This is a genomic window from Haemophilus sp. HN_Hi16, assembly GCF_049823435.1.
Classification (GTDB): Bacteria; Pseudomonadota; Gammaproteobacteria; order Enterobacterales; family Pasteurellaceae; genus Haemophilus; species Haemophilus influenzae_D.
In genome coordinates this window covers 375,776-392,294 of sequence record NZ_CP187500.1, presented here as the reverse complement: position 1 = coordinate 392,294, position 16,519 = coordinate 375,776, and the positions used below count along the sequence as shown (strand labels likewise).

Sequence of the window (16,519 nt, the reverse complement as noted above, 5' to 3'; positions counted from 1 at the left end):
ATGATTGTGGTTTTTTATGCCATCATTTTAGATAGCTTTAATTGGTGGACATAATTAGAAAGCGTGGTATAGTTTAAACACTTTTCACTTAATCTAAATAAAGAGGATTTTATGACAGTTACATTAGCAGGAAACCCTATTGAAGTTAGTGGACATTTCCCTCAAGTGGGCGAAATAGTAGAAAACTTTATTTTAGTCGGTAATGATTTAGCCGATGTTGCATTAAACGATTTTGCAGGTAAACGCAAAGTCCTAAATATTTTTCCAAGCATCGACACCGGTGTGTGTGCGACTTCAGTACGCAAATTTAACCAACAAGCAGCAAAATTAAGTAATACTGTTGTGCTTTGTATTTCAGCAGACTTACCTTTTGCTCAAGCTCGTTTTTGTGGAGCAGAAGGGATTGAAAATGCCAAAACAGTTTCGACTTTTCGTAACCATGCATTACACGTACAATTAGGTGTAGATATTCAGACTGGTCCGTTAGCAGGTTTAACTTCTCGTGCGGTTATTGTGTTAGATGAACAAAACAATGTTTTACACAGCCAGTTAGTTGAAGAAATTAAAGAAGAACCAAACTATGAAGCTGCATTGGCAGTGTTAGCGTAGTAGATAGAAGATTTAAAACAAGAACCGCCGAGAGGCGGTTTTTTTATTATGCTAATAATCTATTTCTTTGAGTAAAAAATCTAGAGATTGTATGAAATATGCTTGTTCTGATTACTTAAAGTTATCAAACAGTTCAATAAAAATATATTTAGATACAAAATGTTTACGCTTATTTAAGAAAAACTCCCCATCTTTTTTTAAGATAAATGGGGAAAAATATTAAAGAGTTATAAACCCATCATAAACATGGGTCGCCTCGCCTGTCATATAAAGTGGATGACCAACACCATTCCATTCGATCATTAGCGAACCGCCTGGTAAATCTACTTGGACATTGTTGTTTAATAAGCCTTGCATAATTCCAACTGCAACAGCTGCACAAGCACCACTTCCACAGGCTTGAGTTTCTCCTGCACCACGTTCATAAACTCTAAGCTTAATATGTTCTTTGTTGATGATTTGCATAAAACCAGCATTGACACGCTCAGGAAAGCGTTCGTGGCTTTCTAGTAAGGGACCAAGTTGTTCAACATTGGCTGTTTGAATATCATCTACTTGTACAACACAATGAGGATTGCCCATTGAAACTGTACCGCATAATACGGTTTGAATATCTGTACGCAGAATATAATTTTTCTCAAATTTATTTGCGGTAAATGGAATTTTTGCAGGTTCCCAAATTGGTTCGCCCATATTCACACGAATTTGATTATCATCTTTTACCGTTAAAATCATATTACCCTTTTGTGTACTAACCGAGATGTCTTTCTTGTTAGTTAATCCTTTTAATGTCACAAAACGAGCAAAACAACGAGCTCCATTTCCGCATTGTGAAACTTCACTTCCATCAGCATTAAAAATTCTATAATGAAAGTCGAGTTCGGGATCGTAAGGAGCTTCAACAATTAAAAGTTGATCAAACCCAATTCCACAATGGCGATTGGCTAAACGTTGAATCGTTTCCGGAGTAAAAAACACATTTTGAGTGACTCCATCAACCACAACAAAATCGTTACCTAATCCGTGCATTTTGGAAAACTGCATTTTTCCATCCTTTGTATAAATTCAAGATTTTTGCATTATAAAGAGCAGCAAAAATCATGGCAAATAAAGAACTCTAGTATAAGCAAAGTGCGGTAAAAATACCGTAAATTTTTACCGCACTTTATTCATTCTTGGTATCAGATTACATCCAAGCGTTATTACGAATAATTCCTACTGCAATACCTTCAATTTCAAAATTTTTTTGTTCTTCAAGATTGACAACTATAGGATCAAATTCTTCATTTTCTGCGTGTAGATAAATGATAGAACCTTTTTTCTCAAGACGTTTTACTGTTACTTCATCTTCAATACGTGCAACCACAATTTGTCCGTTACGTACATCCTTAGTACTATGCACAGCTAGTAAATCACCATCTAAGATACCAACATTTTTCATTGATAACCCATAGACTTTAAGTAAGAAGTCGGCTTGTGGTTTAAACATATCTGCATCTACTCGATATGTCGCTTCAATATGTTGCTCTGCAAGAATCGGTTCTCCAGCAGCTACGCGTCCTACAAGCGGTAAACCGTCAAATTCATCATTCGAACTATTGTCTAAAATACGAATACCACGAGATGCGCCGGGAATAATTTCAATTGCACCTTTACGTGAAAGTGCTTTTAAATGTTCTTCTGCGGCATTTGCAGATTTAAAGCCTAATTCACGAGATATTTCTGCCCGTGTTGGTGGCATACCTGTTGTTTCCAAATGGCGTTTTAATAAATCCAACACTTCTTGTTGGCGTGCGGTTAATGGTCTCATATACACTCCTGTTTTTAAATACAGATAACTGGTATTGTATACAGATTATGTAAAGTTGCAACTGTTATTTTTTAAATCTGTGTATTAAGTTACATTTTGTCGCCAAATTTTCTAAATTAGTTGAGATCGGATGTGTTAAAATATTTGAGTTTTTAGATGATAAAAACACCAAAGAACTAAAAATAGTTCTATTCACAAACTGCTTTTAAACGTCTATAAGATCGACAAACTTATAACAAAGAGAAAATTTATTATGGCAAATTTTATAAATATGTATCGCCAATTATTGAGCTTGCCGCTGTCTGCATTGGTGAAAAATAATCCTATTCCCGCCAATCCAATCGAAGAGCTTTCACTTAATATTCATCAACCTATTGTTTATGTTTTGCCTTATACATCTCAAACTGATTTCGTTATTTTCCGCCGAAATTGCTTAGCGTTAGGCTTGCCCGATCCCGCAGAGAAAAATGAAATTAATGACGTTAAGTTACCACGTTATGTATATTTAGACGAAGGTCGTCGAATTTTTAAATCGAAAGGTGCGAAAGACGAGACCACCACCATTTTTAATAAATACCTTGAATTACACCGCACTTCTGAAAGTTTAGATGTGCAACTTATTCCTGTTTCTGTTCTTTGGGGACGCTCTCCCGGACAAGAAGATAAATCAGATTTGCCCAATTTGCGTTTATTAAATGGTATACAAAAAACATTTGCAGCAATTTGGTTTGGACGTGATACTTTTGTGCGTTTTTCTCAAGCGGTTTCATTACGTTATATGGTAGTTGAACATGGCTCAGATGAAAAAATTGCACAAAAGCTGGCTCGAGTTGCAAAAATGCACTTCGCAAAACAACGTATTTCAGCAACAGGCCCTCGTTTACCAAATCGTCAAGCAATGTTTAATAAACTATTGCAATCAGAAGCAATCCGACGCGCAATTGAAGATGAAGCAAAATCAAAAAATATCAGTATTGAAAAAGCACAAAAAGAAGCACATAAAATTTTAGATGAAATTGCAGCTGATGTCAGCCATTCAAGTTTACGTGCAGTAGATCGTTTTTTACGTTGGCTTTGGAATAAACTTTATTCGGGTATTGATGTGCAAAATGCGGATCGTGTCCGTAAATTAGCGTTAGAAGGTCATGAAATTGTTTATGTGCCTTGCCACCGTAGTCATATCGATTACTTATTGCTTTCTTATGTGCTTTATCATCAAGGTCTTGTTCCGCCACATATTGCGGCAGGAATTAACTTAAATTTCTGGCCTGTAGGTAGAATGTTTCGTAGTTGGGGCGCATTTTTTATTCGCCGCACTTTCAAGGGAAATCGGCTATATTCTGCCATTTTTCGCGAATATTTATCAGAACTATTCCATCGAGGCTATTCCGTTGAATATTTTATTGAGGGCGGTCGTTCTCGTACAGGTCGTTTACTTGCACCAAAAACAGGTATGATGTCTATGACACTTCAAGCATTGCAACATAGTCAAACTCGCCCGATTTCGATTGTTCCTGTTTACGTTGGTTATGAACACGTATTAGAAGTAGACACTTATGCAAAAGAGTTACGTGGTGCAGCGAAAGAAAAAGAAAATGCGGGTTTAGTGCTTCGTGTAATTAAAAAATTACGTAATCTTGGTCAAGGTTTTGTAAATTTTGGCGAGCCAATCACGCTTTCAAACTATTTGAGCCAACATTTCCCTAATTGGAAAGAGCAAAATCACGAAGAAAAACCACAATGGTTTACACCCGCGGTAAATAATATTTCTAAACAAGTGATGATTAATATTAACAAAGCAGCTGCAGTTAATTCAATGAACCTTGTGGGTACAGCACTACTTTCATCTCGTCAGCGAGCTCTTTCACGTGAGCAACTGTTAGAACAACTTGGCAGCTATCAACAATTGTTACAAAATGTTCCTTATTCAACGGACGTAGTGCTACCAAATGTGACACCGCAAGCAATGTTAGAACACGTATTAGCTTTAGATCGCGTAGGTGTATTAATTGAAAAAGATAATTTTGGCGAAATTGTACGCTTAGAGCGTTCATCTGCTGTACTAATGACTTATTATCGTAATAATATTCAGCACCTATTTGTATTACCATCTTTAGTTGCAAGTATTATTTTGCATTACGAAGCGATCCAAAAAGATTTATTATTAGATGCGATTAGAAAAATTTACCCTTTCTTACAAGGCGAATTGTTCTTACATTTCAATGAAGATGAATTGAATGTACAAATCCATCAAATCATTGATGAATTTGCACGCCAAAGCGTTATTAATTCAAATGATAACTTCTTATCTATTAATAAATCAAAAGTACGAATTTTACAGCTTTGGTCTGCTGCGGGAATGCGTGAAATCTTGCAACGTTATTACATTACTGTCACTATTTTACAAAAACAACCTGTTATTTCTCGAGCTGAACTTGAAAAAGAAAGCCAGCTTGTTGCTCAACGTTTATCCGTATTACACGGCATAAATGCACCAGAATTCTTTGATAAAGCGGTTTTTTCAAGCTTTATTGCAAACTTGAAAGAACAACGTTACTTTGATGAATCTGGTTATGCTGTTCTTGATAAAATAGAAGAGTTAGCTTCAACGCTTTCCCATTTGATTTCAACAGAAATTTGCTTAACTGTGAAAGGAACAATTGAAAAAGCTGAGGATCATTCTTCATAAAAAATACTGAGGGCATCATTGATGCCCTTTCTTTTATATAAATGATTTAGATCGCATTTAACAAGAAAATTATACTTAATCAATGCAATTTTAATCTTGGTTTTAAATAACGATTTAATTTATCAACGAGAATAATCAAACCAATTTTAATACAACCGTGCAAAGCGTGTTGGTGCATTCGATACAAAGAAACATAAGCAAACTGAGCAAATTTACCTTGAACGGTAAGTGGATTTTTACCAAACTTATTGGTTAGACTACCAAGTGCGGTAAAATCTGACAGCGAAACTAAAGTACCTTTGTCGTTATATTTAAAAGATTTCAGTGGTTTATTTTCAAACAATGCAAAAATATTTTTTGCACAAGCCTTTGCCATTTGATGTGCAGCTTGCGCTCTTGGCGGAACCAATTTACCATTTGATTGTATTAATGCAGCACAATCACCAATTGCAAAAATACTATCATCAACAGTAGTTTGAAGTGTATCTTTAACCACTAATTGATTGATACGATTAATTTCCAATCCATCAAATTGCTGCGTTACTGTTGAAACGCGAACCCCAGCCGCCCAAACAATAAGATCAGCCTTAATTTCCCCACCATCTTTGGTAATAAGTGTATTTGGCTGAGCTTCAGTAATCATTGTGTTTAATTGAACATTGGTGCCCATTTCTTTTAATTCATCTAGCACTGCAGCAGATAAATTTTCAGGTAATGCTGGCAATAAACGTGTTCCCGCTTCGACTAAAGTAACTTGTAAGCAAGAGCTATCAATTTTACCATAACCGTAAGAAGATAAATCTTCAGCGGCATGATAAAGTTCTGCAGTTAATTCCACACCAGTTGCTCCACCTCCCACAATAGCAATATTTACTTTATTTTCGTCTACTAATTTTTGTTTAAACTCTTCTTCGCCAATATCATCTAACGCGCGGTTTTCTGAAAATTTTAAAAATAATTCCAACAGTTTATGTTGAAAACGTAAAGCCTGTTTTGAACTATCTAAAAAAATACAATTATCTGCCACACCTTTTGTATTGAAATCATTAGATTTACTTCCAATGGCAATCACTAAATAATCGTAAGGAATTCGACGAGCAATGACAAGCATATCGCCCTCTTGCCCATAAACAGGTGCAAGTTCAACATATTTTTGTTCGCGATTAATACGTATAATTAAACCTTGCTCAAAACTGAAAAAATGATTTTTACCGTGCGCACGATAACTTAAAGAATCAACGCCATCATCCATTACACCAGTTGCAATTTCATGCAATAAGGGTTTCCATAAATGGGTGGCATTGCGATCAACCAGCGTTACTTTAGCTTGTTTTTGACGACCTAATTTATTACCCAAAAATGTCGCTAATTCAACACCGCCAGCACCCCCACCAACGATCACGACGTTTTTCATAAAGCTCTCCTAAAAGTTTAAAGTGTTAAAAATGTTACATTAATGTAATGATAACATAACAACGAAACAGGGCGGAAAACTTTCATAAAAATAACCGCACTTATATATCAAAGTGCTCTACCTCTTAAAGTTAGACCAAATAATCAATTAATCAAGGTGTAAATTTTTTATTTTCCTTTCTTTACCCAATATTTGAACGGTGGTTTTTCCACTTCACTTTGCAGTAAGGTGTGATCCATAAATTGACAGAAACTTGGAATATCTCTTGTTGTTGCAGGATCATCAGCAATAACCAAAAGTATTTCTCCATCGTTAAGATGACGAATATTTTTACGAACAAGCATGACAGGTTCTGGGCAACGTAATCCTAAAGCATCTAGGATTTGTGTGACGGAAATTTCAGACATATTCTTTTTTCTTTTGAAAAACAGAGCTATATCATACCGCGCTTACGGCAAAATTTCGACAAATCCCAGTCATCAGTGATAGACTAGTGTCATTGAAATTACCTTGAAAAAAGAAATGGCGGAATACCTCGTTCCTAAAAGTGCGGTTGTTTTTGAAGAAGAAATTAAAAAAAGCCGTTTTATTACTTATTTACAGCACACCGAAGGTTTAGAAGATGCAAGAGCTTTTTGGGCAAAGATTAAACAAGAACATCCAAATGCTCGGCATCATGGTTGGGCTGCCGTAGCAAGCAAGCCATCAGATTCTCTACAATTTGGTTTTTCTGATGATGGCGAACCTGCTGGAACGGCAGGAAAGCCAATGTTGAGTGCATTGCAAGGTAGTCAATTAGGTGAAATCAGTGCGGTGGTGGTTCGCTATTATGGCGGTATTTTGCTTGGAACGGGCGGATTGGTTCGTGCTTACGGTAATGGCGTTCAACAAGCGTTAAAGCTGATTGAAAGCGAAATTAAAGTTGAACGAACCCTTTTTAAACTTAATTGTGACTATGGGCAGCTAAATTTAGTCCAACAACTTTGTGAAAAATATCAGGTTGAGATTTTATCTCAAGATTTTCAGGTAAATATTCATTTGATTTTAGGTATTAGTGAAAAAACAATAAAGGCGTTTTCTTCAGAATTAACGGAAAAGTCTTCAGGTAGATTAGTTATTCAACTTTTAGAGATAGGCGAATAGTTGTGCGTATTTTATCGATTATCCGAATTATTGGTATTCTTGTGATGTGTTTTTCAGGTACGATGCTAGTTCCTGCATTTGTTGCTCTGATTTATGGCGATGGGGGCGGTAAGGCATTTATGCAGGCTTTTGTGTTGAGTTTGACGGCAGGCACATTGCTTTGGTGGCCATGCCATCATCATAAGCAAGAATTACGATCTCGTGATGGTTTTTTGATCGTTGTGGCTTTTTGGTTAGTTTTAGGAAGCTTGGCAACATTGCCTCTTTTATTGTTCGATTCACCACATTTAACTATTGCTTCAGCCGTATTTGAAGCATTTTCTGGCTTAACTACTACTGGTGCAACGGTAATGAAGGGGCTGGATAATTTACCTAAATCTATTTTGTTTTATCGTCAGTTTTTACAATGGTTAGGTGGTATGGGGATTATCGTATTGGCTGTGGCGATAATTCCGCTGTTGGGAATTGGTGGGACACAATTATATCGAGCAGAATCTTCAGGCCCTCTTAAAGATCAAAAATCTTTGCCTAAAATTTCAGAAGTGGCAAAAGCTCTATGGATTATTTACGCTTCATTAACTGTTCTTTGTGCCATTGCATATTGGCTGTCAGGAATGAATCTTTTTGATGCCATTGGGCATAGTTTTTCAACAATTTCAAATGGAGGATTTTCAACGCACGATGCAAGTATCGGCTATTTTAATCAAGCTTCCATTTATTGGGTTACAACAATTTTTATGCTGATTGGCGGTGTTAATTTTAGTTTACATATTTCTGCTTTTCTTGCATTAGGTAAAAGAAATATTTGGCGAAATTATTGGAAAGATCCCGAATTTCGTTTTTTTCTAACAATGCAAATTATTTTTATCGGTATTGTATCTCTATCTTTATATAGTTACGGTTTAGTTTCAGATATGAACGAGGCTGTAACAAAAGGTGCATTACAATTAACATCAATGTCAATGACTGCTGGTTATACGATTTTTGATATTGATAATCTTCCTCCATTTATTGGGCTTTTACTGGTAATTTCTGCGGTAATTGGTGGTTGTGGTGGTTCAACAACTGGGGGATTAAAAGCGATACGGACACTTATATTGTGGAAACAAATCGATCGAGAACTGCATAGTCTAATTCATCCAAATTTAGTACAACCAATTCGAATAGGTAAAAATCGTCTAGCACTAAGAATGATAGAAAGTATTTGGGCATTTTTCATTATTTTTATACTAGTTTATTGGGGGTGTGTTTTTGCTGTTATTCTTTGTGGAATGAATGTTTTTGATGCGATGGGGGCAGTATTCGCCACATTAACGAATGCAGGACCGGGACTTGGTTTTATTCACGAAAGTTTTATTGATGTTCCAGAAAGTGCTAAATTAGTCTTTAGTTTTGCTATGATCTGTGGACGTTTAGAAATGTTTTCATTAATCGTGCTGTTTATTCCAAGCTATTGGAAAAAATAATTTTTGAAAAATTATTGTATTTTTGACCGCACTTTTAATGAAATGTTTATATTTCCATCAAAAGATCATTTTTTTAAATATTTTTACAAAAAGTACTTGCAAGGGTTTTTAAAATCCCTATAATGCACCGCACACAACGACGCACTGTTGTGAAGTTTTTTAAGTTTCCAAGTGCGTCGTTCTTTTTTGCTCTTTAACAATATATCAGACAATCTGTGTGGGCACTTGTTGATTGACTTGTTTTAAAAATATTTTTTAATTTTGAAGTCTTAATAGGTGCTTAACTGAAAATTCATAATTACTTTTTTAAGTAGTGTTTATTTATAGCTAAGCAGTATATTGAGCGATTGAACTTGAATTGAAGAGTTTGATCATGGCTCAGATTGAACGCTGGCGGCAGGCTTAACACATGCAAGTCGAACGGTAGCAGGAGGAAGCTTGCTTTCTTGCTGACGAGTGGCGGACGGGTGAGTAATGCTTGGGAATCTGGCTTATGGAGGGGGATAACGACGGGAAACTGTCGCTAATACCGCGTAGAATCGGAAGATGAAAGTGCGGGACTGTAAGGCCGCATGCCATAGGATGAGCCCAAGTGGGATTAGGTAGTTGGTGGGGTAAAGGCCTACCAAGCCTGCGATCTCTAGCTGGTCTGAGAGGATGACCAGCCACACTGGAACTGAGACACGGTCCAGACTCCTACGGGAGGCAGCAGTGGGGAATATTGCGCAATGGGGGAACCCTGACGCAGCCATGCCGCGTGAATGAAGAAGGCCTTCGGGTTGTAAAGTTCTTTCGGTATTGAGGAAGGTTGATGTGTTAATAGTACATCAAATTGACGTTAAATACAGAAGAAGCACCGGCTAACTCCGTGCCAGCAGCCGCGGTAATACGGAGGGTGCGAGCGTTAATCGGAATAACTGGGCGTAAAGGGCACGCAGGCGGTTATTTAAGTGAGGTGTGAAAGCCCCGGGCTTAACCTGGGAATAGCATTTCAGACTGGGTAACTAGAGTACTTTAGGGAGGGGTAGAATTCCACGTGTAGCGGTGAAATGCGTAGAGATGTGGAGGAATACCGAAGGCGAAGGCAGCCCCTTGGGAATGTACTGACGCTCATGTGCGAAAGCGTGGGGAGCAAACAGGATTAGATACCCTGGTAGTCCACGCTGTAAACGCTGTCGATTTGGGGGTTGGGGTTTAACTCTGGCGCCCGTAGCTAACGTGATAAATCGACCGCCTGGGGAGTACGGCCGCAAGGTTAAAACTCAAATGAATTGACGGGGGCCCGCACAAGCGGTGGAGCATGTGGTTTAATTCGATGCAACGCGAAGAACCTTACCTACTCTTGACATCCAACGAATCCGATAGAGATATTGGAGTGCCTTCGGGAACGTTGAGACAGGTGCTGCATGGCTGTCGTCAGCTCGTGTTGTGAAATGTTGGGTTAAGTCCCGCAACGAGCGCAACCCTTATCCTTTGTTGCCAGCGATACGGTCGGGAACTCAAAGGAGACTGCCAGTGATAAACTGGAGGAAGGTGGGGATGACGTCAAGTCATCATGGCCCTTACGAGTAGGGCTACACACGTGCTACAATGGCGTATACAGAGGGAAGCGAAGCTGCGAGGTGGAGCGAATCTCATAAAGTACGTCTAAGTCCGGATTGGAGTCTGCAACTCGACTCCATGAAGTCGGAATCGCTAGTAATCGCGAATCAGAATGTCGCGGTGAATACGTTCCCGGGCCTTGTACACACCGCCCGTCACACCATGGAAGTGGGTTGTACCAGAAGTAGATAGCTTAACCTTTAGGAGGGCGTTTACCACGGTATGATTCATGACTGGGGTGAAGTCGTAACAAGGTAACCGTAGGGGAACCTGCGGTTGGATCACCTCCTTACCAAAGACGAGAGACAGCGAGTGCTCACACAGATTGGCTGATAATTGTAGACAAATGAGCAGGAGAAAACATTACCCTTGGGTCTGTAGCTCAGGTGGTTAGAGCGCACCCCTGATAAGGGTGAGGTCGGTGGTTCAAGTCCACTCAGACCCACCACTCTGAGAGTGAGTGAAGCGAAAGGTGTAGTGTAAATAAATAATAACTAAAAGGTAAATAATTAGTTATTAAATTATGATGAAATGGGGATATAGCTCAGCTGGGAGAGCGCCTGCCTTGCACGCAGGAGGTCAGCGGTTCGATCCCGCTTATCTCCACCACTTATCATCGTTAAGTAAATTAGAAAAAGATAAATTAATAATGTATTAAGGTAGTGATTAAACTATTTTAAATATTAGGTTATTTTATTCTTAGTTTTAAGTTTAATTTTAAATTTAATTTTAATTTTAATTTTAATTTTTTTTAGTTTATTTAACGATGATAACTGAAAAGTTTTATCAACTGTTCTTTAAAAAATTGGAAACAAGCTGAAAACAAGAGATTTTCGAGAGAAAGTCTGAGTAGGCAAGATAGGAAAGTGAAAGAGAGAACTGAAAAGGAAACTCTAAAAACAAAACCTGTTTTGCATAAAATCTTGATTGAACAAAAGCAATCAAGTGTTTAGTTGAATGAAGATACGCATCAAATTGACCGCACTTTGAAGTGAAAACTTAAAGTGATTGAAAACATTTGAGGTTGTATAGTTAAGTGACTAAGCGTACAAGGTGGATGCCTTGGCAATCAGAGGCGAAGAAGGACGTGCTAATCTGCGAAAAGCTTGGATGAGTCGATAAGAGGCGTTTAATCCAAGATATCCGAATGGGGAAACCCAGTAGATGAAGAATCTACTATTAACAAGTGAATTCATAGCTTGTTGAGGCAAACCGGGAGAACTGAAACATCTAAGTACCCCGAGGAAAAGAAATCAACCGAGATTTCGTCAGTAGCGGCGAGCGAAAGCGAAAGAGCCAGTAAGTGATAGCAGTATAGTTAGGAGAATGTGTTGGGAAACACAATCAAAGAGGGTGATAATCCCGTATCTAAAAACCATATTGTGGTACTAAGCTAACGAGAAGTAGGGCGGGACACGTGATATCCTGTTTGAAGAAGGGGGACCATCCTCCAAGGCTAAATACTCCTGATTGACCGATAGTGAACCAGTACTGTGAAGGAAAGGCGAAAAGAACCCCGGTGAGGGGAGTGAAATAGAACCTGAAACCTTGTACGTACAAGCAGTGGGAGCCTGAAAGGGTGACTGCGTACCTTTTGTATAATGGGTCAGCGACTTATATTTTGTAGCGAGGTTAACCGAATAGGGGAGCCGAAGGGAAACCGAGTCTTAACTGGGCGAATAGTTGCAAGGTATAGACCCGAAACCCGGTGATCTAGCCATGGGCAGGTTGAAGGTTGGGTAACACTAACTGGAGGACCGAACCGACTAATGTTGAAAAATTAGCGGATGACTTGTGGCTGGGGGTGAAAGGCCAATCAAACCGGGAGATAGCTGGTTCTCCCCGAAATCTATTTAGGTAGAGCCTTGAGGTGACACCTTTGGGGGTAGAGCACTGTTTCGGCTAGGGGTCCATCCCGGATTACCAACCCGATGCAAACTACGAATACCAAAGAGTGATACTCAGGAGACACACGGCGGGTGCTAACGTCCGTCGTGGAGAGGGAAACAACCCAGACCGCCAGCTAAGGTCCCCAAGTCTATATTAAGTGGGAAACGAAGTGGGAAGGCTTAGACAGCTAGGATGTTGGCTTAGAAGCAGCCATCATTTAAAGAAAGCGTAATAGCTCACTAGTCGAGTCGGCCTGCGCGGAAGATGTAACGGGGCTGAAATATAGCACCGAAGCTGCGGCATCAGACGAAAGTCTGTTGGGTAGGGGAGCGTTCTGTAAGCGGATGAAGGTTAATCGAGAGGTTAGCTGGACGTATCAGAAGTGCGAATGCTGACATAAGTAACGATAAAACGGGTGAAAAACCCGTTCGCCGGAAGACCAAGGGTTCCTGTCCAACGTTAATCGGGGCAGGGTGAGTCGGCCCCTAAGGCGAGGCTGAAAAGCGTAGTCGATGGGAAACAGGTTAATATTCCTGTACTTGGTAAAGCTGCGATGTGGGGACGGAGTAGGTTAGGTTATCGCACTGTTGGATATGTGCGTTTAAGTTGGTAGGTGGGAAGTTTAGGCAAATCCGGACTTCTATTAAACACTGAGAGATGATGACGAGGCTCTAAGGAGCTGAAGTAACTGATACCACACTTCCAGGAAAAGCCACTAAGCGACAGGCTTTACTAAACCGTACTGAAAACCGACACAGGTGGTCAGGTAGAGAATACTCAGGCGCTTGAGAGAACTCGGGTGAAGGAACTAGGCAAAATAGCACCGTAACTTCGGGAGAAGGTGCGCCGGCGTAGATTGTAGAGATTTACTCTCGAAGGTTGAACCGGTCGAAGATACCAGCTGGCTGCAACTGTTTATTAAAAACACAGCACTCTGCAAACACGAAAGTGGAGGTATAGGGTGTGATGCCTGCCCGGTGCTGGAAGGTTAATTGATGGTGTAATCGAAAGAGAAGCACCTGATCGAAGCCCCAGTAAACGGCGGCCGTAACTATAACGGTCCTAAGGTAGCGAAATTCCTTGTCGGGTAAGTTCCGACCTGCACGAATGGCATAATGATGGCCAGGCTGTCTCCACCCGAGACTCAGTGAAATTGAAATCGCCGTGAAGATGCGGTGTACCCGCGGCTAGACGGAAAGACCCCGTGAACCTTTACTATAGCTTGACACTGAACATTGAATTTTGATGTGTAGGATAGGTGGGAGACTTAGAAGTAGTCACGCCAGTGATTATGGAGTCATCCTTGAAATACCACCCTTTAACGTTTGATGTTCTAACGAAGATTGCGGAACGTGGTCTCGGACAGTGTCTGGTGGGTAGTTTGACTGGGGCGGTCTCCTCCCAAAGCGTAACGGAGGAGCACGAAGGTTTGCTAATCACGGTCGGACATCGTGAGGTTAGTGCAATGGTATAAGCAAGCTTAACTGCGAGACAGACAAGTCGAGCAGGTACGAAAGTAGGTCATAGTGATCCGGTGGTTCTGAATGGAAGGGCCATCGCTCAACGGATAAAAGGTACTCCGGGGATAACAGGCTGATACCGCCCAAGAGTTCATATCGACGGCGGTGTTTGGCACCTCGATGTCGGCTCATCACATCCTGGGGCTGAAGTAGGTCCCAAGGGTATGGCTGTTCGCCATTTAAAGTGGTACGCGAGCTGGGTTTAGAACGTCGTGAGACAGTTCGGTCCCTATCTGCCGTGGGCGTAGGAGAATTGGTTGGGGCTGCTCCTAGTACGAGAGGACCGGAGTGGACGCACCACTGGTGTTCCGGTTGTGTCGCCAGACGCATTGCCGGGTAGCTAAGTGCGGAAGAGATAAGTGCTGAAAGCATCTAAGCACGAAACTTGCCAAGAGATGAGTTCTCCCTGTCTTTAAGACAGTAAGGGTTGTTTAAGACGAAGACGTAGATAGGTCTGGTGTGTAAGTGATGTGAGTCATTGAGCTAACAGATACTAATTGCCCGAGAGGCTTAACTATACAACGCTCAAGTGTTTTTGGGAAAAGAGCGAAAGAGAAGAGAAATTAACTAAACTAAACTAACTATTCAGCTTGTTGCCGATAAGAAGAGAGACGAAAAAAGTGAAGTCGTAAAAGAGAAGAAACAAAGAGAGAAGTTATCAAAGAATTATCCCGGCGGCGATAGTGCGGTGGAACCACCTGAGACCATACCGAACTCAGAAGTGAAACGCTGTAATGCCGATGGTAGTGTGGGGTTTCCCCATGTGAGAGTAGGGCACCGCCGGGTTATCAAATACAAATCTAAATCACATAAAAAAAGAAGAACCCCGGTCGAAAGGCTGGGGTTTTTTCTATCTTTAAATTTTAAAAAATTAGTAGAACACTCTTTGTGTCTGGCGATATCTCAATAGCAATACTGGGCAGGGATACCTCTTGTCCTTACATCAGTACCTTATTTACTAAGATAGAATAAAAAATAATCAATTTGCTCTCATTATAATGAGAGTGTTTATTCCTTTACAGGAATAAACAAACATCTTGTAAATAATGAACTTAAATCAGGAGAAAAGTGTATGCTTATCCCAATTTTTGAAAATGGTAAGAAAATACACTAAGATAGCTCTGGTAATAAGTACCAGTATGATTTAACCAATTCAATGGATCAATTTTCTTATTCTACAGATCTCAGTGCACAAATGCGTGATAAATCATCTATTACGACAACACGAAATCCAAATGGAGGGGGAATTTATGAGTAATTTCTTTAATTCTTTATTTTCTGATAAAGGAGAAATTAAAGGTATTGATAATCAATATTCTGTATCTGAAATCGTAGATATTCTTAAGGAAGAAGGTTATTCTATTAATGTAATACAAGATAATTTTTTGGTGTTTAGATTACAAGGTACGAATGTTGTAGTTGTTCCCCATGATGGAGGTGATATTCAATTTTGTATCATGTATGACGATGATGAGAACCGATTTTCATTAAGAAAAGTGAATAAAATAAATATTGATTATAGACTCGGAAAATTTTATTTAACAGATGATGATAAATTAGGAATCGAGCTTCTTTTGCGCAATGATGGTAATGGTGTAACTAAGTCTCAAATTATTCAAGGACTATCAGATATTTCTTTATTAAATGGATTAGCTAAGAAAGAATTTTGGTAAGTTATTAGTTCCATATCCTAAGATCAAATCAAATATGCTGCAGGTTATTTTACATCTGTCTTAGAAGAATTAAAAAAATCTCTCCAAATTCGAATATTAATCTAAGCCCCATTCGGGGTTTTTCTACACATCTTTTTCTACCTGTGCTACAATCCCACTAAAATTCTACCCTTAAAAACAAGAGAAATTATGACCGCACTTAATGTATTAATTTATCCTGATGATCATTTGAAGGTTGTCTGTGAGCCTGTTACTGAAGTTAATGATGCAATTCGTAAAATTGTTGATGATATGTTTGATACGATGTATCAAGAGAAAGGTATTGGTTTAGCTGCACCTCAAGTAGATATTTTGCAACGTATTATTACTATTGATGTTGAAGGCGATAAACAGAATCAGTTTGTTTTGATTAACCCTGAAATTTTGGCTTCTGAAGGCGAAACGGGAATTGAAGAGGGCTGTTTATCCATTCCGGGGTTCCGTGCATTGGTTCCTCGTAAAGAAAAAGTGAAAGTGAGAGCGTTAGATCGTGATGGTAAAGAATTTACTTTAGAGGCTGATGGTTTGCTTGCGATCTGTATTCAACACGAGATCGATCATCTTAATGGAATTTTATTTGTTGATTATCTTTCTCCACTTAAACGCCAACGTATTAAAGAAAAGTTGATTAAATATAAGAAGCAGATTGCGAAAAGCTAAAACG

10 protein-coding genes, 2 tRNA genes and 3 rRNA genes are annotated in these 16,519 nt (G+C 39.3%); 11 read left to right on the top strand and 4 right to left on the bottom strand.

The features are described from left to right. The first annotated feature begins 111 nt into the window (after window positions 1–111). The gene (gene tpx / locus ACPT9C_RS01950) at window positions 112–609 is read left to right on the top strand and encodes a thiol peroxidase (RefSeq protein ID WP_050949414.1); all 498 of its coding nucleotides are present in this window, start codon (window positions 112–114) and stop codon (window positions 607–609) included. Window positions 610–828: 219 nt separating this feature from the next. On the opposite strand, the gene dapF is transcribed toward tpx, so the two are convergent. Together dapF and lexA are read right to left on the bottom strand one after the other, a co-directional pair. Next, window positions 829–1,653, bottom strand: a complete 825-nt coding sequence (gene dapF / locus ACPT9C_RS01945; protein WP_005648501.1) for a diaminopimelate epimerase — start codon at window positions 1,651–1,653, stop codon at window positions 829–831. A 142-nt stretch (window positions 1,654–1,795) separates the two neighbouring features. Then, the gene (lexA, locus tag ACPT9C_RS01940) at window positions 1,796–2,419 is read right to left on the bottom strand and encodes a transcriptional repressor LexA (protein WP_005648504.1); all 624 of its coding nucleotides are present in this window, start codon (window positions 2,417–2,419) and stop codon (window positions 1,796–1,798) included. 253 nt (window positions 2,420–2,672) lie between these two features. Between lexA and plsB the strand changes: the two genes are divergently transcribed. Beyond that, a complete protein-coding gene (gene plsB / locus ACPT9C_RS01935) occupies window positions 2,673–5,108 on the top strand; it encodes a glycerol-3-phosphate 1-O-acyltransferase PlsB (RefSeq protein WP_050949415.1) in 2,436 nt (811 codons plus the stop codon). Between the two features lie 79 nt (window positions 5,109–5,187). Here the strand turns inward: plsB and ACPT9C_RS01930 are convergent, their stop codons facing one another. Further along, on the bottom strand, window positions 5,188–6,522 hold the full coding sequence (locus ACPT9C_RS01930) for an NAD(P)/FAD-dependent oxidoreductase (RefSeq protein WP_021034491.1): 1,335 nt from the start codon (window positions 6,520–6,522) through the stop codon (window positions 5,188–5,190). A gap of 167 nt (window positions 6,523–6,689) precedes the next feature. Continuing rightward, on the bottom strand, window positions 6,690–6,929 hold the full coding sequence (gene tusA / locus ACPT9C_RS01925; protein WP_021034490.1) for a sulfurtransferase TusA: 240 nt from the start codon (window positions 6,927–6,929) through the stop codon (window positions 6,690–6,692). A gap of 115 nt (window positions 6,930–7,044) precedes the next feature. Between tusA and ACPT9C_RS01920 the strand changes: the two genes are divergently transcribed. From ACPT9C_RS01920 to def, 9 genes are all read left to right on the top strand, one after another. Continuing rightward, window positions 7,045–7,665, top strand: a complete 621-nt coding sequence (locus ACPT9C_RS01920; RefSeq protein ID WP_050949416.1) for a YigZ family protein — start codon at window positions 7,045–7,047, stop codon at window positions 7,663–7,665. A 2-nt stretch (window positions 7,666–7,667) separates the two neighbouring features. Beyond that, window positions 7,668–9,131 (top strand): TrkH family potassium uptake protein, encoded by a 1,464-nt coding sequence (locus tag ACPT9C_RS01915; RefSeq protein ID WP_423717195.1) that lies wholly within the window; start codon window positions 7,668–7,670, stop codon window positions 9,129–9,131. 355 nt (window positions 9,132–9,486) lie between these two features. Then, window positions 9,487–11,025, top strand: a 16S ribosomal RNA gene (locus tag ACPT9C_RS01910). Between the two features lie 79 nt (window positions 11,026–11,104). Beyond that, a tRNA-Ile gene (locus ACPT9C_RS01905) sits at window positions 11,105–11,181 on the top strand. 85 nt (window positions 11,182–11,266) lie between these two features. Further along, window positions 11,267–11,342, top strand: a tRNA-Ala gene (locus ACPT9C_RS01900). 421 nt (window positions 11,343–11,763) lie between these two features. Then, window positions 11,764–14,661, top strand: a 23S ribosomal RNA gene (locus ACPT9C_RS01895). A gap of 152 nt (window positions 14,662–14,813) precedes the next feature. Continuing rightward, window positions 14,814–14,929 (top strand): 5S ribosomal RNA (rrf, locus tag ACPT9C_RS01890). The 16S, 23S and 5S rRNA genes sit together here with 2 tRNA genes alongside, the layout of an rRNA operon. Before the next feature lie 464 nt (window positions 14,930–15,393). Further along, window positions 15,394–15,816, top strand: coding sequence for a YbjN domain-containing protein (locus tag ACPT9C_RS01885; RefSeq protein WP_041175255.1), 423 nt, complete (start codon window positions 15,394–15,396; stop codon window positions 15,814–15,816). Window positions 15,817–16,005: 189 nt separating this feature from the next. Further along, window positions 16,006–16,515, top strand: a complete 510-nt coding sequence (def, locus tag ACPT9C_RS01880; RefSeq protein ID WP_050949280.1) for a peptide deformylase — start codon at window positions 16,006–16,008, stop codon at window positions 16,513–16,515. The last annotated feature ends 4 nt before the right edge of the window (window positions 16,516–16,519 follow it).

Excerpts from the sequence above, each read along its gene's own strand:
- tpx (WP_050949414.1), top strand. The coding sequence starts at position 112 with ATGACAGTTACATTAGCAGGAAACCCTATTGAAGTTAGTGGACATTTC.
- dapF (WP_005648501.1), bottom strand. The coding sequence starts at position 1,653 with ATGCAGTTTTCCAAAATGCACGGATTAGGTAACGATTTTGTTGTGGTT.
- lexA (WP_005648504.1), bottom strand. The coding sequence starts at position 2,419 with ATGAGACCATTAACCGCACGCCAACAAGAAGTGTTGGATTTATTAAAA.
- plsB (WP_050949415.1), top strand. The coding sequence starts at position 2,673 with ATGGCAAATTTTATAAATATGTATCGCCAATTATTGAGCTTGCCGCTG.
- ACPT9C_RS01930 (WP_021034491.1), bottom strand. The coding sequence starts at position 6,522 with ATGAAAAACGTCGTGATCGTTGGTGGGGGTGCTGGCGGTGTTGAATTA.
- tusA (WP_021034490.1), bottom strand. The coding sequence starts at position 6,929 with ATGTCTGAAATTTCCGTCACACAAATCCTAGATGCTTTAGGATTACGT.
- ACPT9C_RS01920 (WP_050949416.1), top strand. The coding sequence starts at position 7,045 with ATGGCGGAATACCTCGTTCCTAAAAGTGCGGTTGTTTTTGAAGAAGAA.
- ACPT9C_RS01885 (WP_041175255.1), top strand. The coding sequence starts at position 15,394 with ATGAGTAATTTCTTTAATTCTTTATTTTCTGATAAAGGAGAAATTAAA.
- def (WP_050949280.1), top strand. The coding sequence starts at position 16,006 with ATGACCGCACTTAATGTATTAATTTATCCTGATGATCATTTGAAGGTT.